Raw genomic sequence first — 20,369 nt, 5'->3', positions numbered from 1 at the left:
AAGGGGAGCCAGGCCGTGCCCGGCTCCCCAACAGACGTGCAGCCGCTACTTCTTGAAACTTCCGTCCTTCTGCTTCCACAGCGGCTCGCACTTCTCGCCGTCCGGTCCGTCACAGAAGAGGGCCGTCCAATTGGCCTTGCTGACCAGCGAGCGGCCGTGCGGGCAGTCGTCGCCGGCCGTCTTGGGCGGGGCGTCGCTCCGCTCGACCTTCCCGCCGCTGAACCGCTTCGGGGCCGAACCTCCACCGGGGTTACCTGCACTGCCCTTGTACTGGCTGCGGGTGTACTCCGCGGCCTTCGCCGTAAGGTCGATCAGGCCCTTGCTCTTCATTGCGGCCAGCAGATCGGCGCCGCGCTGGGCTGTCTCGTCGGCGTCGTGGCCGTAGACGGTCGGCGTCAGCCACTCAGCATCGAAGCCGCTCGCCGCCTTGAGCGTGAAACCGATCTTGTAGGGGGCAGGTCCGGGGGTGGTATCGGTCATAGGCGTGGTTTCCTTCGTCTTCGGGGTGTCGGGCTCTTCGTCCCAGGGGGACCGCTCGTCAAAGGGGTTGGGGTAACCCAATTCGCTGCCCTTCCTCTAATTCCATACTGCGTCACAGGAACGACAGTTTCAAGTTTTTGTAGCTGTGGCGACCTTCACTGAGGCTGTTCAGATGGGGCAGGCCCCAGAAGCACAGATCTCATCGAAGCCCGTGTCCTCGGTCTCGATACCGAGCCGGGCGGCCTCCGCCAGATATTCGTCACGGGTGATGCGCTCATACGGCGCCTGGGCCCTAGACAGCTCCGGGAAGATGGTGCTGCCCTTGAGCTTCGGCATGAACTCCAGCAGGACGCGGGCCACGTCGTCCACGGTGTACTTCGCCGGGTCGACGGAGGCCGTGTAACTCACGGCCTGGTCCGCCCAGTGCCTCTGGTAGAGCGCCTGGACGCTCAGCATGTCCTCAAGGGACAGCAGGCCGGCGTGCTCGATCACGGACGGGTCCATGACCTCACCCACCAGCGGGTCACGGGTCGGGATGGTCACCACCGCCGTGTTCGCCGCGTAGATGCACGGCTCGACGTGGTAGCCCTTCTCTCGATACTCCGCGACCTTTCGCGCCTCTTCCGGCTCCACCATAGAAAAGCGGATACGGCGAAGGAAGTAATCAGCGAAAGGAGCATGAACCGCCTCCCCCGAGACGCCGGCCACCTTGGAGATGGTGCCCGTCGGCGCGATCACCCTCTTCTTTACGGGGACCGGGATTCTCATGGTGTTCGCGTATTCGATGGCCGCGGCGTCCACCGCGCCGGCCCACATCTCCAGGGCAGTCTTCACCTGTCGGCTGCAAGCGGCCTCGCTGTACCGAAGGCCAACCTTCGCCAGGAAATCCGCGAAGCCGGTGTGGCCCACGCCGATACGGCGGTACCGGGCGATGGCCTGGGCGCTCTTCGGGTCAGCGACCTTCGCGCAAGTGGCCCGGATCAGGTACCGAGTCACCAGCCGGTGAGCTTCGAGCAGCCCGCCCGAGTCGACGTTGCCGAACTCGTCCACGAAGGCGCCCAGGTTGACCGAGCCCAGGTTGCACGGCTCCCACGGAGTCAGCGTCGCCTCGCCACAGGGGTTGGTGGTGAAGGTGCCGTCTACCTCGCCCACGGCGGTCAACGAGCTGTTCCAGAAGCCGGGCTCCCCGTTGCTGAGAGCGCCTTCGGCCAGGCGCGCGAGTACCTGGGTGGCCGCGTAGTCCCCAGCCTTGGCCTTCCCGATGAAGTCGTTGTCGACCTCGACGCTGATGTTGCTGGTCCAGTGCCGGGTCATGTCCGCCTTGCTGGCCAGGAACTCGTCTATCTGAGAGTCGGCCCAGTGCATGATCGACATGCGGGCCGACCTGCGCACTCCGCCGCTGACGATGCAGCGGGCGATCTCGTGGTCGATGGCCATGCAGTCCATGCCGGACAGGGGCCAACCCGCAGCATCCGACAGGATCTTGCCGACCTGAACCATCATCTCCGCGAAGGGTGAGGGACCGCTGGCACTGCCCCCGAAGGTCCGAAGCGGGGCGCCCTTGTGCCGGACACGGCTCACGTCGTACACGCGGTCCTGGTGCCGCACGTCGGGACGGTGCGCTGTGTCGATCAGGTCCGCCAGGGCCTCGGCCCAGCCCTCGCGCGAATCCTCGACGCCGTAGGCGCCTGCCCATGTGTGGCTGTACTCGGTGGAGAGAAGCCCGGCCTCGTGCATTTCGCGCCAGTCGGGATGAGCGGGGTCACAGACGATGTGCACCGTCAGCGCGTTCTCGACCTCGGGGAAGTCCCTCAGGTAGTGGTTCGAGTAGTTGGCCCCGACCCCGCCCCCTTCCGCCAGCCTCAGCAGGGTGAAGGTGAAGTGCTCGGCGGGCTCCGAGGGGTTCCAGCCCGCGGCCCAGCAGTTGTTCAGCGCATAGTCGTTGACGCCGCTGCTCTTGAGATGGCGCCCGGCCGGCATCACCTTCCAGGACTCGATCAGCTCGACCAGACGCTCTGCCTCGCCCGGCTCGATGTAGCGCGGCTCGACCAGGGCGACGTTCCCGGCGACAACGCGCCGAACCGTCTCGGGCCAGGTCTCCAGCTCCCCGTTCGGCTTCTCGCGCCGGTAGGTGCGCTCGTAGACGGCCTGGGCGGTTTCGGTCTTCCAGTCAGTCAAGGGTGATGGGGCTCCGTTCAGAACGAGTCGGGGTTGGCGTAGTGGGCCTCGGAGGCGGCGTTCGAAAGGGCCTTCACGTCCTCGGGGGTGAGATCGACGGTGACGCCCTCACCCCCGCCGAAAACGCTGAGCGTGGCGCCCTCGTTCTCGTTCGAGAAGGAAAGGATGAAGCTGAACTTCGAGTTCTTGTTGCCGTACGACTTGAGGGTGGTGAGCATGGGTTACCTTCCGGTCCGGATACTGCGGTTCATTTCTGCGGTGAGTGCGTCGATGGCCCGGTACCCTCGCTTTCGTTCGGCATCAGTGCTGGGGGTCATCCCGTACACGAAGAGCCGCATGATTACCTCTTGGTAATCCGGGTTGATTCGCTGGATGCACCGCTCAGCATCCAGACGAGCGGAGAGAATGTTGTCCGCGATGGTGCACCGAGTCAGGTCGTCTTTCTTGCCGATCTGCTCGGAGACTTCGGAGGTGGTGTAGATGAACGACCGCATCACTCCTCGGACTTCCTCGGGCGTGTAGTGGTACTGGTCGTCCATGAGATCCCGATAAGCTCGCTCTTTGGCGGCATAGCGTCGGCCTGCGGTGTAGAAGATCTTCCGCATGATCTCTTCGTTGCCCTGATACCGAGCGACGATGTGCTTCTCCTCGAAGGCATGCAGCAGAATTTCCTGCTTCACGTCATCGACTTCTACGATCTGCCACTTCGCAGCGATCTCGTGTGCGATCTTCTCGGCCAGGGGCACAAGGGCCTCCCAGTCGATTTCTTCCGTCATGCACTTCCCTTGCCCGCGAACTGACCTTTCGGCCCCCGCTTGATCTTTCCGTAACGCTGCCCCTCGATCACGAAGCTGCCGTCGTCCTCAACGGGAATGGCATGCGGAGTCGCGCCGTACTTTCCTACGTAGAAGAGACCGAAGCCCTTCTGCCAGTTGGCCGGTCCGCCCTTCAGGTATGCGGCCTTCCTCACGTTCATGAGATGGCCGACCTCGAAGCCATAGATCGTCTTCAGCTTGCCGCCGTAGCCCGTGGACTCCGGGGAGATGGCGAGGCGGTGAGTGTGGCCCATGACCACCGAGACGCCGGCCTTTCGCGCCTTCGCCGCTGCCGTCCTGCCTGCCACCTGATTGAGGCCCGCGGACTCGTGACCGTGGATCGCCACCCAGCCGGGGGCGATGTTGTAGTACGGCTCCAGGAGTCGAACGTCGTAGGCCGCGAAGCTCAACAGGTTCTCGAAGCGGTAGTGAGTGTCCTCCGCCGCGAGGGCCGGCGCCCTCTGCTCCAGGTACTTCCGAGGCCGCTCGTCGTGGTTTCCTTCCAGGACCCCCACGGGGCCGTCGTAGACGGCCCGTAGCGGCTGAAGGAACGTTTCCTTGGCGTACTCGCTGTCCCTGAGGACTCCGGCCTCGAACTCACTCTTGGTGCCCGCGTTCCAGCGGGACGGGGTGGGGTAGTCCACCAGGTCCCCGATCTGGACCACTTCGTCCGGCTGGTACTCCCCGATGAACTGGATGACGTTCTTCAGTGCCCGCTTATCCTCGAAAGGCATCTGAGTGTCGGAGATGACGACAACGCGCTTCACACAGCTCCTCCGTAGTAGGCCACTTCGGGAAGGCGGATCGGCACGAAGTCCCAAATCTGACCGTCCTGGACCCGATTGAGTTCCAGCTCACTGATGGGCTCCGCGAAGCCATTGTCGAGCTGGTATCCGTCTTCGTAGGCGGCTTGAATCGCCGCCTCGATCGCCGTGGCGTGCTCTTCGAGGGTCACTTGGTCTCGTCCTCCAGGTGCAGCAGTTCGGCAAGGAAAGAAAGCGGGTCCTTGCGGACCTCGACATAGCGCTGTCCGACCTCATCAGCCGTCGAGTACCAGATGGTGAGTTCGAGGTATTCTTCGTCGTAGGCGCACGTGTCGCAGTAGCCATACTGCTCAGACTTGATCGCCCAATCTTCCTCGTCGATCCGGGCCGACACCGCCTTGATGCCCTCGTGGACCTCAAGCCACTTGATGACGAGTGCCTGAATTCGTTCGTTCACGGTCATGCCGCGGCCTCCAGGCGCTCGATTTCACGGTTGATGTACCAGGCAGCCTTGCGCAGGTCGGTAATCGGCTCGCCATGCTTACGGCCGGCGCGGAGGACGTACTTCACGACGTTGCCCGTGTTGAAGGGCAGAAGCTCAGTGATGTCGATTACCTCGACGCCGTTCGGCAGCCAGGTGTAATGCGACGGATGGTTGATCATGTCGTCCTCGACCTTGGCAATGCAGTCGGCAGCCTCGTCTACGTTCTCCGGGTAAGACGGGTCGGTCGGAGACAGCTCCTCCCCTGCGAAGGCCAGGATGTTGCCCTTAGGGAAAGTGACTTCGTACGGGTACATCTCATCCTCGCGGTATTTGGAAATGAATCCCCGCTGCCCACGGAAGTGCTCCGTGTAAGCGGTGGAGGGCTTAGAGATCTCTACAGACTGCCCGACGTTGAACTTCACTCCGCAGCCTCCAGCTCGTCATCCTCGAAGAACAGGCCCCCGATGGCCGGCAGACCGTTTCGGGAGTCGAGCAGGACGGAAGTCGCCGCCTCCGAGGAGGCGTAGTCCACGAACTCAATCGTGCCCGTGCAGCCAGCGAGGGCGTCATCTAGATTTGGCTTTACTCGGACTCGTGTTCCGGGCTTCCATTTCGACTTCACAGGCCGATCCTTTCTCTCAGGGCGACAGCCCCGTACTCGTGCAGGAAGGAATTTGAGTCGTGGCCTTCTCCAAGGACGATGACCTTGGAGTTAGGCAGGAGTGCCGCCAGTTTTTCGGCGGCCTCAATTCCGGGCTTGTCTCCGTCCGCGATGATGTAGACGACCTCGAATCCACGGAGGGGCGGCACAAAGTGATCTCGCCACGATGACGTGCCTTGGTAGGCGATGGCCGGCACCCCAACTGACTCCCACGCCATTGCGTCACACTCGCCCTCGGTGACGACGATGTACGAGCCAGCAGTGATAAGCGCTCGGGTGTTGAAGAGTCTCGGCTGATCGCCGGGGATGGTCAGGTACTTGCCGTGCCCGCTGTGCTTTTCCTTGCGGGTGGGAGCAAGGTAGTTGCCGTTCTCGTCCCGTACGCACTGGTCGGCTATGCAGCGGAACCGGATGGTCGCCGTGCCGTGCGCTCCGCCCGCCGGCCGCAGGTACGGGACAACGAGCATCCCGGACCGCTGCTCATGACCAGTCAGAGCCGAACTGACGTATCCCAGGCCGAACGTGTCGGCCACGTCGCCCAGGCCGCGGGCCTCGACGTACTTCTCCGCCGGGCTTCCCTCGTACTGCTGGTGATACGTCTTCGCCGCTTCCACCGATCCGGGCATGTGCCCATGCCTGGGCGTCTCGGAAGCCAATCTTCTCCTCACGCATGATCACGTCTATCGAGTCCTCGGAGACCTGACAGACAAAGCAGTTCCAGCGTTGTTTTTCGATATTCACCGAGGCGCTGGGGTTGTCGTCAACGTGAAGAGGGCAGGGGAGCTTTTGCCACCCTGCCCTCTCACAGACATTTATTGAGTAGTAGTACTTCAGAACCTCAGCGATCGAAGGCTTAGCGATCTTCTTGGGGGGCCGGCTCACCGACGCGCCTCACCTCGACGGGGAAGTCGTACTTGCGGTGCACGCTGCCCATGTAGGTCTTCTCGCCGCGCCATTTGCGGTAGTCGAACTTGATCTGCTCACTCATCGGGAATCTCTCGCATGTCCACGTGAAAGCGCTGTCCGAGGAATCGGACGGCAGGCGGGTCTTCCAAGTAGTTGGCTGCGCTGCGCAGCACTTCGGGTTTGTCCTTGGCTCCGGGCAGGACGCGCCGGTTGCACAGGCGGCAGGTGAGCCCTCGGACCACGCCTGTCTTGTGGTCGTGGTCGACATCGAGCCGGTAGCGGCGTGACTGGCCGCAGATGGCACAGACGCCGCCCTGGTAGTCCATGAGGGCCTGATACTCGCCGGGGGCCAGGCCGTAGGTGCTGGTTACGCGGCCTTCGTGAGATGCGGCCCTTCGGGCTGCCTTCCTACAGGTCGCACACACCCTGCCCTTGGGGGTGAAGAAGCGTTCTGCGCGGCTCTTCTCGCACTTCGTGCAGCGCCGGTATCCGGCGCGGGGCTTAGACACGCGGCCTCAGGGCCGCCTCTAGCCGCTTCTGGTCCTTGGTGGAGACTGCCTCGGCGGCAAGCTCCTGGAGGTGTGAGAGAGGGACGACCGACCATGCCTTGCCGCCCGCGGCCGGCATCGAGACTGCGACTACCTGAGCTGCGCAGTGGCGTGACTGGAACTTCAGTTCCTTGGCGAGCCGGTAGAGCCGCATCTTACGGGCGCTCTCGAATGAGAGGACCAGGGTTACTACTCCGCCCCCAGCTTCCCGGAACTGATTCTCGGAAAGCTGCGGGTTCTCTTCGAGAAGCACGTCCACGATTTCCCGCTCAATCCTGTACCCGCAAGTCCCGCTCATTCCCTCCCCTTTCCTTAATTTCAATGTAGATCATCGAACAGACAGTTTCAAGTTCGATGATCCACTGAACCCTGTGACATAGCTAACTCAGAGAGTGTCGTCCACGTCCGTGAGCCGCATGTTCGAGCTGTTGAATGTGTAGCTGGAGTACGTCTGGCCGCTGGAGTCCTCGAATCCCTCGCGGTTCTTGACGGGAGAGACGTGCAGAATGCGCCCGTCCATGCCGTCGAGTTCCTTGAAGATGGTGAGGATGACGTTCGGCACCCGGCCGATCTTGCCTTTCACTCCGGAGAGCGGGATGGGCGAGAGGCCGTCGCTGTGCTCTCCGGTCACATGGTGCAGCGCCAAGACATGAGCGCCGGTGACCCGAGCCATGTCCGACATGTATTCGCACATTGCTTCCAGGCCGAACGTGAACGCCTCGGCGCTGTCCGCGGATGACTCGCCGGCAACGTTGGTGATGTTGTCCACCACGATCAGATGGGGAAACATCCCGAATACCTCGAAATAGGCCCTGAGGTTGCCTTCGATATCCGAGAGGGTAGGCCGGGCGTTGTAGTCGAACCTGATCCACCAGCGCTTCGCCAGGTCACCCATGTACTCATCGAACGAGTCCGCCAGCAGCTTCCGCTTCACGTCCCGTACGTTCTCGCCCGTGAGGATTGCTGTCGCCCTGGTGAGCTGCGTAGCGGCATTACTGTCGGCGCTGAAGTACAGCACCGGAATGTTGCCGTACAGGGCCAGGTTCAGGGCGAAGAGGCTCTTTCCCGTGCCGGGGCCGGCCGCAACAAGCGAGAACTCACCGCGGCGGAACTCGACCTCATGGCGGGCCAGGCCCAGAAATGGAGAAGGGAGCGGTTCACCTGCCGCTCCCTTTTGCGTGACTGACTGTGTCAGGCTGTATATGGTTACGCTCCCAAGTCACCCAGCAGGTTTGAGGCGACATCGCGTTCGTGGTCCGTGTCGAAGTAATAGTTGTCCCGAGCGCCCTTGAGCGCCGCGCGGATCACTGCCAGTTCCTCGAAGCTCATCTCTACTGTGATGAGCGGGTTCTGAACCTTCGCCATGCCGTCCCTCCCTGCGTCCTTTCCTGTTCTCAAGCTAGATCAACTAACCAACAGTTTCAAGTTTTGGGGCAAAAAAACAAGCGTGCGCCACGTCACAGAAGCGACAGTCGTAGCCCGGCGATGCCGGGAAGTCGCCACGCTTCACGCCCGCGTCCATGTCGGCGTACCGCTGGCCGATCTCGTCCTCGGAGACCTCCCCGACCTTCACCGGCCGGGAGAGCCGGCCATCCCTGGCGAGGTACCAGTCCGCCCGCTCGACGTTCACACCCCACTGCTTCCTCACTGCCACGGCGTACGTCTGGAGCTGGAACTTGCTCTTGGTCGATCCCGTCTTCAGGTCCCGGATCTTCACCGTGCCCTCGCCCTCATCGAGGGTCTGGTCGATGAAGCCGCGCACCTTGATGCCGCCCAGCTCGACCATGAAGCCCAGTTCGAGGCCGGCGTCTCCTTCCGGCGTCGTCCAGATGTCCGGCTGGTTGATTTCGCTCCACCGGACGTAGGCCGCCGTCTGCTCCAGGCCCAGGCCGTAGCGCCGCTCGATGTCCTCGCCGCCGGTGTAGCGGCCGGCGGCCAGCCACTTGTCGGTGTCGGGCTCCTTCTCCAGGGCCGCGTTCACCAGCTCGCTGTACTCCTCGCTGAAGACCTCCTGGACCTCACGGGCCTCCATACGACGAGACGACCGTTCCCACGCCTCTGCGGCGGTGTGAAAGGCCGTCCCGTGACATGACCATGCGGCCGGTCTCGGCTCGACGCGCTCTACCCGCTGGAGGTACCAGCGCCAGGCGCATCGTTCGTACTGCTCTACCTGAGAGACCGACCGCGGCTGATTCTCAACGCTCAAGTTACAGATATCCCCACTCTGCTCAGACGGATGATGGTGAAGGCACTCGACCCTGGGATGTCCGAGTGCTCCCGGTCGAACTCCTGCCGGGCCATTTCCAGCTTGGACATGGGAGCCCCCAGCTCGTCTTCGAGAGCAGCCAGACGCTCAGCAGTGAGGGATTGCAGGGCGAGGTCCGTGACAATCACGTCCACCCAGTCAGCGACCCCACCCGAGCAGTACAGGATCAGCACACCAAGAGTTTCGTAGTCCGGTACTACGGAGGTCGGGTCCGCTTTCCACGTGCAGTCCGTTGCACAGGCTGCTCCCCGCCCGTATACATCTCCCGACCGGCACATCTCGACTTCGACGGAACCGGTTCCAAGTTCGTTCATCAGCACTCACTGTGTCCAAGTAGCGGAAGAACACCTTCCACTTCTTTCACCATACAGCTTGCATCTGTCGGTTCAAGGCCAAGTAATGCGTTCAGGATCACAACGGACGCGGTTGCACCAACAAAGGCAAAGACAAGGCAAAAAAAAGGACCCTTCGCACCAAGGGCGAAAGGTCCTGAAATGTCCAGCTTGATCGGGTATCGACCCATGCTTTCGTTGCATCCTACATACTCTCAACCTTTACTATCGGAGCTTCCTCCGAAGAATCGTTACTGTCGGGCACCATGAGGGCCTTGAGGTGCGCACCCTTGGGCTTCTCCCGCCCCGCAGGCCAGCGAAGGATGAGCTGGCCGTCCGCCGGCTCCCTGGGCAGCCACACCCACGAGGACTCTGCGTTGGTCACGTCCAGGTGCAGCACGGCGTCCCTGTCGCGTGCGTCCGCGGCCACCTTCTTTGCCCGCCGCAACGGCACACCGCTGAGGTCGTCACCCAGCCTCCATCGCAGGAAGTAAATCAGCGAACGACCGAGGTACATCTGCGTGTATTCCGTGCGATTAAATTCACTGGACGGGTATGCGGCATTCAGAATTGCTGCGGCAGTACGGCTGTATGGACGCCGCTGAATGTTCATTCTCGCGAACCGCCAACCGACGGCCTGAACGGTGACGCCATAGGCTTTGGCAATTTCCTGATTGCTCAAGCCCTTTCGCAACAACTTAACCAACGTGTGATCATCAGGCAGCTTAGTCACGGCAAGTCCCTCTCCAAGATATTCCAGGCCACGGTACCTAGGTAGAGCGACAGAATCAAGTGCGGCGCCAAGGAGACAGAGATCGTCCCCTTGCATCTGTCTAGGGTGTGACCTGCATCTCACTCGGGCTCCAACACGTCCCGGACATGGGCGTTTGACACCGACATCAGTAGTGAGAGAGCGAGTGATGCGAGCGAGCAGAGTACCTAAGTGGTTCTGAGGTTGACTTTTTGTTGAAGAACTCAAACGTTTGTGACGTTCACACATACTTCACATAGATCTTGTCTCTCGTCCACCTTGAGACGTTCGAACTGCCTTCGCCCTTCCTGTTGAGCCCAGCTCCAGGCAAGGAGTCCGGGAGGCCGGCCCCGGCCGCCAGATCAGCAGCCGGCCGGGGCCAAACACACAGCACTGAGGGGTGAGTTGGGCCTGCCTAGAGCCAAGAGCATCTGCCTGACCACCGGGTGCCTCACCCCGTCCTCCAGGGACGGCAGATGCGCGAACCACCAGCTCCGAAGAAGCTGGAATAGAACAAGTGCTCGAAATGCGTCCCGCCCCTCAGACTGGCCGAAACGTCGAACGCACGTTCTAGCGCGTGACGGCTTCCGCTGCCAGCGATGTGGTGCACGAGAACACCTTGAGGTGGATCACATCGTCCCGGTGTCCCGCGGGGGTTCCTGGGATCTGGAGAACCTTTGGGTTCTGTGCCGGGCATGCCACCGGCGCAAGACGTACCAAGAGGACCGATAGCGGTCCTTTCCCTGATAGCTCAATGGGCAGAGCAGCGCCCTTGGCGCGAGTTCCTGGTTCAAGTCCAGGTCAGGGAACCATGCGGGTCGCTCCCGCAGGACCCTGAAACTCCCTCGGCCAGGGGACGGACGGGTCGGTGTCCATCGTCTAGCGGCCTAGGACTCCTCCCCTTCCGGGAGGCGACGCCGGTTCGAATCCGGCTGGACACACTCCTGCTGCCGCCTGTCACTCGGGCGGCCGGACCCTCACCCAGACGAAAATCTGCGGCCGACCCGTCTCCTCATCGCGGTAGTAGTGCTTGCGGGTTTCTGCCACCACCACCACGGTTTCGTGGAGCGTGATCCTCTCTCCCTCGCCGGGGACAGGCAGGGGAGTCGTCGAGTACAGGCCCATCAGCTCTGCCTGGCCGTCCTCCGACACGAAGGTCATTGCCCAGTGCGGAGTCTCCTGCGCTTCCGCCTTGAGCCCCGTCCACTCCTCGACGGCGGAGATCGCTTCATACGCAGCGTCGCCGGTCTTCTCGTGCTCGCCCACGTCGGCCCTCCCTCCTATACCGCCCTCACTCTGCCAGGCAGCCACGCGCCTGTCCGCCGCTTCTTCATTCACTCACCTCCCAGGAGACTCCCATGTCCGCCGACTGCAACGGCCACTGCGACGACTGCACCTGGTGCGTCCCCGAGGCCCGCACCCAGCCCTCGAAGGCCGCGGTGAAACGCGGCTGGCGGCAGGACGCCATCTTCGAGCTGGAAGACCTCGTGGACCTGTACCCCGATCTCCCCGAGGTGCGGCTGTGACCAGAGGCCCGAAGCCCAAGGAGAACGCGGTCCGGCGCAACAGACACCCGAGTGCCCAGACTCTCAGCAGCTCGTCCACCGAGGGCCGTGCACTCCCGCCCGGCCTCGGTGTCAAGACGGCCGGCGCCCGTCGCTTCTGGCGGACGTGGGCGACCTCGCCCCAGGCCGGTAAGTGGGCTGAGACCGACTGGGCTGAACTGGAAATCACGGTGACGCTCGTGGACGCCTTCTACCAGGGCGACGTGAAGCTCGCCTCGGAGATCCGGCAGCGGGTCGCCAAGTGGGGCGCGACCACGGAGGACCGGTCGCGCCTCCGCATGTCCATTGAGGACCAGGACCAGGGTCAAGGCGAAGCCGGCACCGCGGCCGACGCACCCGAGCCCACCACCACAGACCTAGATGAGGAGCTGTATCGGCTCCTGAGCGAATGACGAAATGAGGTGACTGCCCTTGCAGACAGGCAACTTGCCTGCGGGAGTCCCTTCACCGAGGGAAACACTCGGGTACGAGATCATCCGTTGGTGCAGCCGGTACATCGTCCAGCCAGACGGAGACAGGGCCGGCGAGCCCTGGCGGTTCACTAAGGAACAGCTCCGGTTCGTGCTCGAATTCTATCGAATTAATCCGGATGGGGGGTGGCGTTACCCGGCCGGCACGCTTCGACGTGCGAAAGGCTGGGGAAAGTTAGACGCCACTGCTCGCCACGCTCGCGATCGTTGAATTCATTGGGCCCGCTCGCTTCAGCCACTTCAACGCTTTCGGACTGCCGGTCGCTAAGCCGGTGGCTCTTCCCACGGTACAGATCGGTGCAACGGCCTACGAGCAGACCGAGCAGACCATGGAGTTCATCCGTGGCTGCCTGGCTGAGTCCCCCGCTGAGAAGGAATACGGGCTAGACATCGGCAAGGCCGTCATTCAGTTCAAGAGCGGTAAGCCCGGCTCGATCAGACCGAAGGCAACCGCAGGACGAACGAACGAAGGAAATCGCCCGACCTTTGCCTGGCCCCCGGTGGGTTCGTCTGCCGGGGGTCAGGCATTGAACGATTTGTACTCATGGATGAGGTCCACCACTGGGTGGGCTCGAATGGTGGTCCGGAGTTCTTCCAGACCCTCAAGCGTAACGTTGAAAAACTCGCCAAGGCCGGCGCCCGGTGGGTTACGACGACCAATGCCTACAACCCCACTGAGGACTCGGTTGCTCAGCAGATTCACGAGTCCGAGATGGTGCGGATGGGCCTGTGGCTCTATGACTGCCTCGAAGGCGACATCGAGCCGGATGAGCTGCGGGACGAAGGCAAGGTCCGCCAGGCCCTCAAGGAAGCCTACGGCGATGCCACTTGGGCCGACCTCGACGGCCTGACTCGCACGATCCTCTACGACCGCACGACGCCGGACAGCACCTATCTGCGGTTCTTCTGCAACCGCATCGCGGAGTCCTCGGACGGCTGGATGTCCAAGTCCGAGTGGGACGCCCGCTTCGACGACCAGGACCCGATCGAGCCCGGTGACCAGATTGCCGTGGGATTCGATGGAAGCATCCGCGGAGACTCAACTTGTTTGGTCGGTTGTCGCCTGCGTGACGGCAAGCTCTTCGTGCTCGGCCTCTGGGAGCACCCCCGAGATCCCAACCAACCTGATTGGGAAGTGGACGTTCTCGCGGTTGAGGCCCGCGTTGCAGAAACGTTTCGTCAGTATCGCGTGGAATGGATGTACGCCGATCCGCCGTACTGGCAGGAGAACATCGGTCGTTGGGCCCTCGAATGGGGCGACGACCACGTATTCGAGTTCTGGACCAATAAACCCACAAGAATGGTTCAGGCTGTCGAGCGGTTCCGCACGGCCGCCATGGTCGGAGACCTGCGGCACGACGGCAACGAAGACCTTACCCGGCATGTGCTTAATGCCGTTGTCCGGGAAGTCCCTCAAGGCTTCCTGATCACTAAAGACTCTCCCCGATCCCGCAAGAAGATCGACGCCGCAGTCTCCGCCGTCTTGGCATTCGAGGCCCGCGCCGACGCTATAGCGGATGGGCGATTGAGCATACGCAGGAGCCGTGTAGTGGGCTTCTAGGAAGGCCCACGTTTGATAGTCCCCCCTGGCAGCCACACGACATTCATAGGTAAGCCATCCACGCCCGAGGAATGGCTGTCGTATCTGTACGGAAAGGTCCCAGGACCGACCCACCCATCTCGGCAGTATTCCCGCTACTACGAGGGGGAGCAACAGAAGCTCGCCTTCTCGCAGATGCGCTACAAGGCCGCTTTTGCCTCCGTCTTCCAGGAGTGGCGAGACAACTTCTGCGGCATGATCGTGGACGCCACGAACGAACGCCTCAGCGTCGATTCCTTCCGCATCCCTGGCGAGGAAGCCACCGACAAGGACGCCCGCCATTTCTGGCAGCGCTCCTCCATGGACGCCTACTCCAACGCTGTCCACCTTGAGGCCCTGATCTCAGGCACGTCGTACGTCGTCGTCTGGGCCGACCAGGACGGGGAGCCGACCATCACGCCGGTGGCCGGCGACCGCATGGCGGTCTGCTACAGGGCCGGCTCCCTGTGGGAGCTGGAGGCCGCGGCACGCTTCGAGATGGATGCCTGGGGGCGTCAGCAGGCGACCCTATGGACCGAGGAATACGTCTACGAGGTCGCCTACGGCGTCACCGAGTGGGACAAGGGCGTATCGAGCCCGAACCCCCTCGGCAAGGTGCCAGTGGTGCCCTTCGAGAATCGCGCTCGACTCGTCGGTGACCCCTTCTCTGATCTGGCCAACTGTATCCCTATTCAGGACGCCATCAACAAGATCACCATGGACGCTCTCACTGCGTCTGAGATGGCTGCGTTCCCGCAAAGATTTGTCACGGGTATCGAGATCCAGGAAGACGAGAGGGGCAATCCTATTGCCCCGTTCAACGTTGGCTTGGACAAGCTCTTGCAGGCCGAAGCGCCGGATGCACGATTCGGCTCCTTCGAGGCCGCCAATTTGCAGAACTACGTGACTCTCATAGATATGCTGGTCCAGCACCTCGCCAGCGTATCCAGGGTCCCGAGCCATTATTTCCTGGTCAACTCGAACACCGCGCCGTCAGGCGAGGCCATCATCTCGGCTGAGGCCGGTCTGGTGGCCAAGGTCCGGGAGAGGATGCTCCACTTCGGTGAAGCGTGGGAGAGGGTCATCCGGCTTTGCTTCGCTGTGAAGCGGGACAAGCGCAAGGACGCCTTCGAAATGGAGACGCGATGGCGCGACCCAGAATACCGCACCGAAGCACAGCACGTTGACGCATTGCTCAAACTGAAGCAGCTCAACGTGCCAGAAGAGGTTCTTTGGTCCGAGGCCGGATTCTCCGCTGCTCAGATCGACTCCTTCCGCGAAATGCGCAAGGACGATGCTAAAGAGGCTGCTGAGGTTCAGAAGCTCATGCCCCAGCCTGAGCCGACCAGCCCCCTTGCCCAACAGGGTAAGTCCCCCGTCAAGCCTCCACAGGGCAATGCCGGTAACGCAAACCGGAAGATCAACGAGGCCAAGTAACCGACCGCCGAAACGGCTAGGTCCCTTCCGAAATGGAATCACACATGACGACTCAGAGCGACGACAACGGCCAGATGAGTGAGACCGGTTCGACTGGAGGAAACGTTACTCCTCCCCCGGCTCCGCCGACTGGCCCGACGCTGGAAGAGGTCATTGCCGACCGCGATAAGTGGAAGGCGCTGTCCCGGCAGAACGAGACGAACTACAACGCCACACGCACCGAACTTCAGCAGCTCCAGGAGGCTCAGCAGGCCGCCATCGAGGCCGCCAAGAACGAGGCCCGCACGAGCGTGCTCGGTGAAGTCTCTCAGGACCTCGTGACCGCGGAACTTCGGCTCCAGGCCGCGGCTGCCGGTGCCGATCTGCCGGACCTTCAGTTTCTCGACCTCAACCGCTTCCAGGGCGACGACGCCCGTCCGAACGCGGACGCCATCGCATCGTTCATCGAGTCCCTGCCCAAGGGGCGGAATTCCGGGGCGGGGTTCCCGCAGATCGCGGGCGCCGGCCACAACCGGGAAGGAGGCTCGGAGTTCAAGTCTTTTGACCCGAGCGAGCTTGCCGATTTCATCTCCGGCGGTTCCTTCCTCTAAGTCTGTCTTTCGCTTGACCCTCTGCGGAGGGGTTTTTTAGCACAGCCTCACAGCGCGCATAGAAGGCCCCCTCTCGGGGGGTTTTTTATGCCCTCATGGAGGCTGCATGCCCACACAGCACCACTTTAATCTTGACCCGCGACAGGTTACGGTCGCCGCTCTTGGCATCCTCGACCGACAGCTCACCCTCGGCGGCATTCCTGCCCGATACTCCGAGCTGAACTTTACCGGGGGCGTCGGTGACGTGATCAACGTCAACCGCGAGTCCCGAGGCATTCCGGTCCAGGAGTCGGGCATTTCGGCGCCGATCAGGAACCCGATCACCGGCGACACCAACGTCTTCGCTGCGGCGACTGATCGACCGCTCCCGGATGTTGACCGCCGGCCCCCGAACGGCTTCGTCACTGAGACCCGATTTCCGGTCCAGCTTACGACCCTAGCCCAGTCGGCCACCGCGCTCGGGATGGAGCAGGTTGCCTTCGATCTCAAGCAGTTCGGTACCCAGGTTCTTTCGAAGCTCACCCGCGGTTTCGCGGAATATTTCGATGACACTATTGCCGCCTTCATCAAGGCCAATGTCACTCGTGCCGGCCTGACCGCAGCGCAGAAGAGGGCTGTCGGTGGCGACGTAGAGGTGACCATTCCTCAGGCGGACGGCACCGCAGAGAATATGTCGGCCCGCGCCCTGGCCCTTCGTACTGCGCTGGTCGACGCCCGTATGAACCTGAACTTGGCCCTGGTCCCGACTTCTGAGCGATACCTGATCGCCGGCCCCGAGGTCGAAAGCATTCTGCTCAAGGACCCCGAATTCGTCGCCGTCGACTATTCCGGCGACACCAACGCCCTGCGGCGTGCGACTGTCGGCCGCATCTACGGCTTCGACATCGTGATTCACAATAGCTTCGGGCTGGAGATGTACCTCTTCCACAAGTCCGCTCTCCTGCTCGTCTCTGCGACGCCGGCCCTGCCGATGGGCGCGGTTACCGGCTCGATCCAGAATGTGAACGGCATCGCCACGCGAATGCTGGTCGACTATGACTACGGCAAGAAGATGGACACCATCGGTCTCGACACCATGTATGGCCTGGCCACCATCAAGGAGGACCCGGCGTACAACGTCCGGAACACCCTGATCGGCGAGAAGTTCGTCCGAGGTCTCAAGATCAGCATTACGGAAAGTGCCCCTTCTGCTGCCTAAAAACTTGAAACTGTTGTGATCGTTTATGTTGCTAGCTACAACTGACGATGTGGTCGCCCGTCTTGGGCGACCCGTCGCAGATCCAGCAGAGGCATCCCGAGTGGCTGCCTTTCTTGAGGACGCCTCTGCTCTCGTCTCCGACTACTGCGGGACCACCTTCCAGGACCCGGTGCCGGCCCTTGTGAGGGCCGCTGTCTGCTCCGAGGTAATCCGGTGGCTTTCTGTCTCCCCCGGCACCGTCATGGAAAGAACGGGAGACCTTCAGGTGGAGTACGCGACTTCCGCATTCAGCTCCAGCCTCTCAGAGGCCGCCAAGGCAATGCTCAAGGGGTACCGCCCGCGCCTGGGGTCGATCTCTCTGACGACGCTCGATCCGGTAATCCCGGAAGAGCCCGTTACGGGGGCCGCATGGCTCTGATGAACGAGCAGATCGAAATTCGTCGGGCTCCGCTCGTTGAAGACGCCTACGGAAAGCATCGGGACTGGGAAAGCTCCACGGTGGTGTGGTCCGGCCTCGGTGCCGGCGTCCCCTATCTCCGGACACGCAAGACAGAAACCCCCATCCGAGAAACGGCCTTGAGCAAGGCGAGGATCTACCTCCCTGGCAGCTTGGACATAGACACTGCCGATCAAGTCACGTTCCAGGGAAAGATCTGGAACCTCGAAGGCGAGGCTTGGAAGTGGCGGATGGGGGCCCGCCAGTACACCATGATCGACGTGAGGGTGGTGACTAAGTAATGGCTCGTCACGTTGCCTCTCCTGGGAATGCCCGAGGAAAGCGGTACACCCGGTTCCAGAAGAGTGGATTCACCTTCGAGACCGACATGGGCTTCGAGAGCCAGATCATGCGGTCCGCAGGCGTCCGCGCAGTTGTCGAGGCTCAAACCGCAGAACTCGCCGGGAAGATGGTCAAGGCCGCGCCACGCGGCCCGCACGTCACCACGGACGCCTATTCCATCAAGAAGAACATCCACCCCTACGTCGACACCGTAGGGAATGAGTGGGTCGGATACATCGTCATCGAGGAGAACCCCGATGCGCGACACGCGATGCTTCAGGAGCGCGGTTACCGAGATCCAGCGGGCCGTCGACACCGAGGCCGGTTCTTCCTGAAGAACGTCCTGGAGAAGGAGCGGCTTGCTTGAGAACCGACCCGATCCCTCTCGTCATCGAGTTTCTGAGGCACTGCCCCGACATTCCTGAAGGAGTGGTCACCGGCTCCCTCATCGGCCGCAATGTGGGTGAGACCGCGGTCTACGTGATCCAGTCAGGCGGTCACCGCGTGAAGCGCGACCGCTTGGACCGTTTCGACATTCTTTACGACGTGTACGGGACCAGTCCAGCGGAGGCCGCTTCGCTGGCCTACGTCGTGCGCGAGTATCTGTTGGAGCAGCTTCCTGGGGCAGCTCTGAAGGGCGCCCTTGTGCTCAACGTGTGGGAAGTCTCCGCGCCTTCCTGGCACCCCGACAAGGAGAGCCTTGAGCCCGCTTACACGGGCGAAGTCGCGCTGTATCTCGTCGCGGACGACTGACGTCTCAACGTCCCTGAGGCAGCCGGATCATCACGTCCGGATCGTTGAGGGCCCTGATGAACCCGTAACGCTCATACCAACTAAGCATCGCCTCCGCTGACAGGCCGTTCGGTCCCGGATCGAAAGACAGCATAAGCGTCACGTCGTCAGTGTCGGCATCTGCGCACACCTCTTTCAGGATCTCGCTGCCCCAGCCGCGTCCCCGGAACTCAGGCCATACAGCTACCTCAGTGAGGATGGCCGTCTTGTCTCCCGATGGATCTGTCAGGAGGCTCGCTGACGCTTTCCCATCGTGGCGCACATAGATCGTTTTCATGCGGTGATTGTAGCCGCCTTCCCTCATCTCCACGGCCCTTTGGGGCCGTTTTTTGTTTCCCCCAAAGGAGCCTGTATGGCCAATGATGTTTCCAAGATCCGCTTTGCTCCCTCTGGCGCCGTCTATATGGCGCCGGCCGTCGGTGCGACCCTGCCCATTGCGGTAGGGGACGGGACGACCGGCCCAACCGGGTACTCGTCCCTCGGTTTCGTTTCGGACGCGGGGGTGACAATTACCCCGACTGTGACCAGCGAACCGGTAAACGTATGGCAAAGTGCCGTGCCGGTCCTTTATAACGTGACCGCCGCTACGTTCTCCATTCAGGCCACCTTCGTTGAGTCCAACATCAACACGACCGAGCTTTTCTTCGGTGCGCAGTGGGTGGAAGTCAAGAACGCCCAGGATCAGCCGACCGGTACATACCGTCTCGACCTTGCCAGCACGCCAGATCTCCAGGAGATTTCGCTTGTCGTGGACTGGTCTCAGGGGTCCGACCGAAACCGCGTGGTCATTCCGCGAGCGATGGTCCAGGACCGAGGGGCCATCACGCTCGTGCGCACGGCGGCTCAGGAGTATCAGCTGACCATTGAAGCGCTGGACTCGAACGGCAGCCTCGGTTACGTCCTCACCAGCCGGAACATGGCGGCGCCGACCGCCGCGTGACGGGCGCCCGCTGAATTATTTCCCGCCCTTGCCGGGGAGGGCTCGAAGTCCCCGGCACCTTCTCTCACCTCCCAGGCCCTCACGGGCCTTTTTTGTTGTCTAGGAGACCCCCATGGCTGCCAAGAAGACTGTTGAGACCGTCGAGACCGTTGAGGTTGCTCCCGACGCTGACGCCGGCCTGGCCGCGGCTGAGGCTGAGGCGGCTGAGGCCCCGGTCAAGGTGGAGCACAACGGCAAGACGTACACGCTGCCGGCCCCCCTCGATTACCCGGTTGATGTGGTCTTCGCGGAGAACGACTTCGAGGCCGTACGCACCATCCTGGGCGAGGCCCAGTGGCAGACGTACCGGTCCACCAAGCCGACCATCCGCGACTTCCGCGAGTTCAACGAGAAGATCAATACTGCTGCGGGAAACTGAGTCGGGCCGTCTATGTCATCCGCCATTACCCCGAGGAATTGGAAGCTGACCTTCTTCAGCACTTCGGGGTGGATCTTCTCGACCTCTGGCGTGGGCGGCTCTCTCTTCGTCGCATCTCTGTCCTGATCGGCTCTCTGCTCCGACAGGCCGGCCGCTCGGTTCTGGCGGCTGTCGTGGACGAGTCCGCTGCATGGTCTACGTCCGATTACCTGCTGGCTCGCGTCTCCGACGCTCTTGAGCTGTCCAACTTTCTTTTCTACCAGGCAAATGCCAGTGAGGACGCTGAGGAATGGCCTGCGCCTACTCCGGTCCTGCGGCCGGGTGAGGAAGAGCCCGAGCCCGAGCCCGATACGCCCACCCATTCCTCTACGGAGGAGGTGGTGACTTTCTTCAATCGAATGAGCAACCTCTAAGGGG

The 20,369-nt window shown here is 62.2% G+C and carries 33 protein-coding genes, 2 tRNA genes and 1 pseudogene; 16 read left to right on the top strand and 20 right to left on the bottom strand.

Going from position 1 to position 20,369, the window contains the following annotated elements; all coding sequences use genetic code 11:
• Positions 1-45: 45 nt before the first annotated feature.
• From AB0L74_RS10465 to AB0L74_RS10380, 18 genes and pseudogenes are all read right to left on the bottom strand, one after another.
• Positions 46-480 carry a hypothetical protein gene (locus tag AB0L74_RS10465; RefSeq protein WP_365648383.1) on the bottom strand — a complete coding sequence of 145 codons (435 nt, stop codon included), beginning with the start codon at positions 478-480 and terminating at the stop codon, positions 46-48.
• Positions 481-648: 168 nt separating this feature from the next.
• The gene (gene nrdJ, locus AB0L74_RS10460; RefSeq protein ID WP_365648380.1) at positions 649-2,658 is read right to left on the bottom strand and encodes a ribonucleoside-triphosphate reductase, adenosylcobalamin-dependent; all 2,010 of its coding nucleotides are present in this window, start codon (positions 2,656-2,658) and stop codon (positions 649-651) included.
• A 17-nt stretch (positions 2,659-2,675) separates the two neighbouring features.
• On the bottom strand, positions 2,676-2,876 hold the full coding sequence (locus tag AB0L74_RS10455; protein WP_365648377.1) for a hypothetical protein: 201 nt from the start codon (positions 2,874-2,876) through the stop codon (positions 2,676-2,678).
• Between the two features lie 3 nt (positions 2,877-2,879).
• Positions 2,880-3,434 (bottom strand): hypothetical protein, encoded by a 555-nt coding sequence (locus tag AB0L74_RS10450; protein WP_365648374.1) that lies wholly within the window; start codon positions 3,432-3,434, stop codon positions 2,880-2,882.
• Positions 3,431-4,240: a metallophosphoesterase gene (locus AB0L74_RS10445; protein WP_365648371.1), complete on the bottom strand. Its 810-nt coding sequence runs from the start codon at positions 4,238-4,240 to the stop codon at positions 3,431-3,433. The genes AB0L74_RS10450 and AB0L74_RS10445 overlap by 4 nt, the downstream gene beginning before the upstream one ends.
• The gene (locus tag AB0L74_RS10440; protein WP_365648369.1) at positions 4,237-4,428 is read right to left on the bottom strand and encodes a hypothetical protein; all 192 of its coding nucleotides are present in this window, start codon (positions 4,426-4,428) and stop codon (positions 4,237-4,239) included. Before AB0L74_RS10440 ends, AB0L74_RS10445 begins: the two co-directional genes overlap by 4 nt.
• Entirely contained in the window at positions 4,425-4,700 is a 276-nt protein-coding gene (locus AB0L74_RS10435) for a hypothetical protein (protein ID WP_365648366.1), read from the bottom strand. The genes AB0L74_RS10440 and AB0L74_RS10435 overlap by 4 nt, the downstream gene beginning before the upstream one ends.
• Complete coding sequence (locus AB0L74_RS10430; protein ID WP_365648363.1) at positions 4,697-5,143, bottom strand: DUF3310 domain-containing protein; 447 nt, start codon at positions 5,141-5,143, stop codon at positions 4,697-4,699. The genes AB0L74_RS10435 and AB0L74_RS10430 overlap by 4 nt, the downstream gene beginning before the upstream one ends.
• A gap of 196 nt (positions 5,144-5,339) precedes the next feature.
• Complete coding sequence (locus AB0L74_RS10425) at positions 5,340-6,038, bottom strand: toprim domain-containing protein (protein ID WP_365648360.1); 699 nt, start codon at positions 6,036-6,038, stop codon at positions 5,340-5,342.
• A 37-nt stretch (positions 6,039-6,075) separates the two neighbouring features.
• A pseudogene (locus AB0L74_RS10420) lies at positions 6,076-6,264 on the bottom strand (CHC2 zinc finger domain-containing protein); the annotation flags it as partial.
• Entirely contained in the window at positions 6,236-6,370 is a 135-nt protein-coding gene (locus AB0L74_RS10415; RefSeq protein WP_365648357.1) for a hypothetical protein, read from the bottom strand. The pseudogene AB0L74_RS10420 and the gene AB0L74_RS10415, both read right to left, overlap by 29 nt.
• Positions 6,363-6,713 (bottom strand): endonuclease VII domain-containing protein, encoded by a 351-nt coding sequence (locus AB0L74_RS10410; protein ID WP_365648891.1) that lies wholly within the window; start codon positions 6,711-6,713, stop codon positions 6,363-6,365. The genes AB0L74_RS10415 and AB0L74_RS10410 overlap by 8 nt, the downstream gene beginning before the upstream one ends.
• A gap of 76 nt (positions 6,714-6,789) precedes the next feature.
• Positions 6,790-7,134 (bottom strand): hypothetical protein, encoded by a 345-nt coding sequence (locus AB0L74_RS10405; protein ID WP_365648355.1) that lies wholly within the window; start codon positions 7,132-7,134, stop codon positions 6,790-6,792.
• A gap of 87 nt (positions 7,135-7,221) precedes the next feature.
• Positions 7,222-7,968, bottom strand: a complete 747-nt coding sequence (locus tag AB0L74_RS10400) for an AAA family ATPase (RefSeq protein ID WP_365648888.1) — start codon at positions 7,966-7,968, stop codon at positions 7,222-7,224.
• A 74-nt stretch (positions 7,969-8,042) separates the two neighbouring features.
• Positions 8,043-8,201 carry a hypothetical protein gene (locus AB0L74_RS10395; protein WP_365648352.1) on the bottom strand — a complete coding sequence of 53 codons (159 nt, stop codon included), beginning with the start codon at positions 8,199-8,201 and terminating at the stop codon, positions 8,043-8,045.
• 43 nt (positions 8,202-8,244) lie between these two features.
• Positions 8,245-9,042, bottom strand: a complete 798-nt coding sequence (locus AB0L74_RS10390) for a PD-(D/E)XK nuclease family protein (RefSeq protein WP_365648350.1) — start codon at positions 9,040-9,042, stop codon at positions 8,245-8,247.
• Positions 9,039-9,416, bottom strand: coding sequence for a hypothetical protein (locus AB0L74_RS10385; protein ID WP_365648347.1), 378 nt, complete (start codon positions 9,414-9,416; stop codon positions 9,039-9,041). Before AB0L74_RS10385 ends, AB0L74_RS10390 begins: the two co-directional genes overlap by 4 nt.
• Positions 9,417-9,639: 223 nt before the next feature.
• On the bottom strand, positions 9,640-10,167 hold the full coding sequence (locus AB0L74_RS10380; RefSeq protein ID WP_365648344.1) for a hypothetical protein: 528 nt from the start codon (positions 10,165-10,167) through the stop codon (positions 9,640-9,642).
• 423 nt (positions 10,168-10,590) lie between these two features.
• On the opposite strand from AB0L74_RS10380, the gene AB0L74_RS10375 reads away from it, so the two are divergent.
• The 3 genes from AB0L74_RS10375 to AB0L74_RS10365 all read left to right on the top strand — a co-directional run bounded on the left by AB0L74_RS10375 (position 10,591) and on the right by AB0L74_RS10365 (position 11,126).
• Positions 10,591-10,917, top strand: a complete 327-nt coding sequence (locus AB0L74_RS10375; protein ID WP_365648341.1) for an HNH endonuclease — start codon at positions 10,591-10,593, stop codon at positions 10,915-10,917.
• Positions 10,918-10,925: 8 nt separating this feature from the next.
• A tRNA-Lys gene (locus AB0L74_RS10370) sits at positions 10,926-10,997 on the top strand.
• A gap of 56 nt (positions 10,998-11,053) precedes the next feature.
• Positions 11,054-11,126, top strand: a tRNA-Glu gene (locus tag AB0L74_RS10365).
• A 16-nt stretch (positions 11,127-11,142) separates the two neighbouring features.
• Here the strand turns inward: AB0L74_RS10365 and AB0L74_RS10360 are convergent.
• Entirely contained in the window at positions 11,143-11,451 is a 309-nt protein-coding gene (locus AB0L74_RS10360) for a hypothetical protein (RefSeq protein WP_365648338.1), read from the bottom strand.
• Positions 11,452-11,543: 92 nt separating this feature from the next.
• Here AB0L74_RS10360 and AB0L74_RS10355 point away from each other — a divergent pair, with 92 nt between their 5' ends.
• The 10 genes from AB0L74_RS10355 (at position 11,544) to AB0L74_RS10310 (ending at position 18,555) form a co-directional block, all read left to right on the top strand.
• Positions 11,544-11,711 carry a hypothetical protein gene (locus AB0L74_RS10355; RefSeq protein ID WP_365648336.1) on the top strand — a complete coding sequence of 56 codons (168 nt, stop codon included), beginning with the start codon at positions 11,544-11,546 and terminating at the stop codon, positions 11,709-11,711.
• 218 nt (positions 11,712-11,929) lie between these two features.
• The gene (locus tag AB0L74_RS10350) at positions 11,930-12,142 is read left to right on the top strand and encodes a hypothetical protein (protein ID WP_365648333.1); all 213 of its coding nucleotides are present in this window, start codon (positions 11,930-11,932) and stop codon (positions 12,140-12,142) included.
• Between the two features lie 622 nt (positions 12,143-12,764).
• The gene (locus tag AB0L74_RS10345; protein WP_365648330.1) at positions 12,765-13,781 is read left to right on the top strand and encodes a hypothetical protein; all 1,017 of its coding nucleotides are present in this window, start codon (positions 12,765-12,767) and stop codon (positions 13,779-13,781) included.
• Positions 13,782-13,793: 12 nt separating this feature from the next.
• Positions 13,794-15,236 (top strand): phage portal protein, encoded by a 1,443-nt coding sequence (locus AB0L74_RS10340; RefSeq protein ID WP_365648327.1) that lies wholly within the window; start codon positions 13,794-13,796, stop codon positions 15,234-15,236.
• A 44-nt stretch (positions 15,237-15,280) separates the two neighbouring features.
• Entirely contained in the window at positions 15,281-15,826 is a 546-nt protein-coding gene (locus AB0L74_RS10335; RefSeq protein WP_365648324.1) for a hypothetical protein, read from the top strand.
• 106 nt (positions 15,827-15,932) lie between these two features.
• Positions 15,933-17,024 (top strand): hypothetical protein, encoded by a 1,092-nt coding sequence (locus AB0L74_RS10330; protein WP_365648321.1) that lies wholly within the window; start codon positions 15,933-15,935, stop codon positions 17,022-17,024.
• A gap of 100 nt (positions 17,025-17,124) precedes the next feature.
• Positions 17,125-17,442, top strand: coding sequence for a hypothetical protein (locus tag AB0L74_RS10325; protein WP_365648318.1), 318 nt, complete (start codon positions 17,125-17,127; stop codon positions 17,440-17,442).
• Positions 17,442-17,762, top strand: a complete 321-nt coding sequence (locus AB0L74_RS10320) for a hypothetical protein (RefSeq protein WP_365648316.1) — start codon at positions 17,442-17,444, stop codon at positions 17,760-17,762. The genes AB0L74_RS10325 and AB0L74_RS10320 overlap by 1 nt, the downstream gene beginning before the upstream one ends.
• Positions 17,762-18,169 carry a hypothetical protein gene (locus tag AB0L74_RS10315; protein ID WP_365648314.1) on the top strand — a complete coding sequence of 136 codons (408 nt, stop codon included), beginning with the start codon at positions 17,762-17,764 and terminating at the stop codon, positions 18,167-18,169. Before AB0L74_RS10320 ends, AB0L74_RS10315 begins: the two co-directional genes overlap by 1 nt.
• Positions 18,166-18,555, top strand: a complete 390-nt coding sequence (locus tag AB0L74_RS10310) for a hypothetical protein (RefSeq protein WP_365648312.1) — start codon at positions 18,166-18,168, stop codon at positions 18,553-18,555. The genes AB0L74_RS10315 and AB0L74_RS10310 overlap by 4 nt, the downstream gene beginning before the upstream one ends.
• 4 nt (positions 18,556-18,559) lie before the next feature.
• Here the strand turns inward: AB0L74_RS10310 and AB0L74_RS10305 are convergent, their stop codons facing one another.
• Positions 18,560-18,871: a GNAT family N-acetyltransferase gene (locus tag AB0L74_RS10305; RefSeq protein WP_365648308.1), complete on the bottom strand. Its 312-nt coding sequence runs from the start codon at positions 18,869-18,871 to the stop codon at positions 18,560-18,562.
• Between the two features lie 75 nt (positions 18,872-18,946).
• Between AB0L74_RS10305 and AB0L74_RS10300 the strand changes: the two genes are divergently transcribed.
• The 3 genes from AB0L74_RS10300 to AB0L74_RS10290 all read left to right on the top strand — a co-directional run bounded on the left by AB0L74_RS10300 (position 18,947) and on the right by AB0L74_RS10290 (position 20,365).
• The gene (locus AB0L74_RS10300; protein WP_365648305.1) at positions 18,947-19,534 is read left to right on the top strand and encodes a hypothetical protein; all 588 of its coding nucleotides are present in this window, start codon (positions 18,947-18,949) and stop codon (positions 19,532-19,534) included.
• 112 nt (positions 19,535-19,646) lie between these two features.
• Complete coding sequence (locus AB0L74_RS10295) at positions 19,647-19,952, top strand: hypothetical protein (RefSeq protein WP_365648303.1); 306 nt, start codon at positions 19,647-19,649, stop codon at positions 19,950-19,952.
• A gap of 68 nt (positions 19,953-20,020) precedes the next feature.
• Positions 20,021-20,365 carry a hypothetical protein gene (locus tag AB0L74_RS10290; protein WP_365648300.1) on the top strand — a complete coding sequence of 115 codons (345 nt, stop codon included), beginning with the start codon at positions 20,021-20,023 and terminating at the stop codon, positions 20,363-20,365.
• Positions 20,366-20,369 lie beyond the last annotated feature (4 nt).

Origin of the sequence: Streptomyces sp. NPDC052020, from assembly GCF_040680575.1 — a bacterium.
GTDB lineage: Bacteria > Actinomycetota > Actinomycetes > Streptomycetales > Streptomycetaceae > Streptomyces.
The sequence above is the reverse complement of the archived record's forward strand: the minus strand, read 5'-3'. Positions and strand labels throughout refer to the sequence as shown.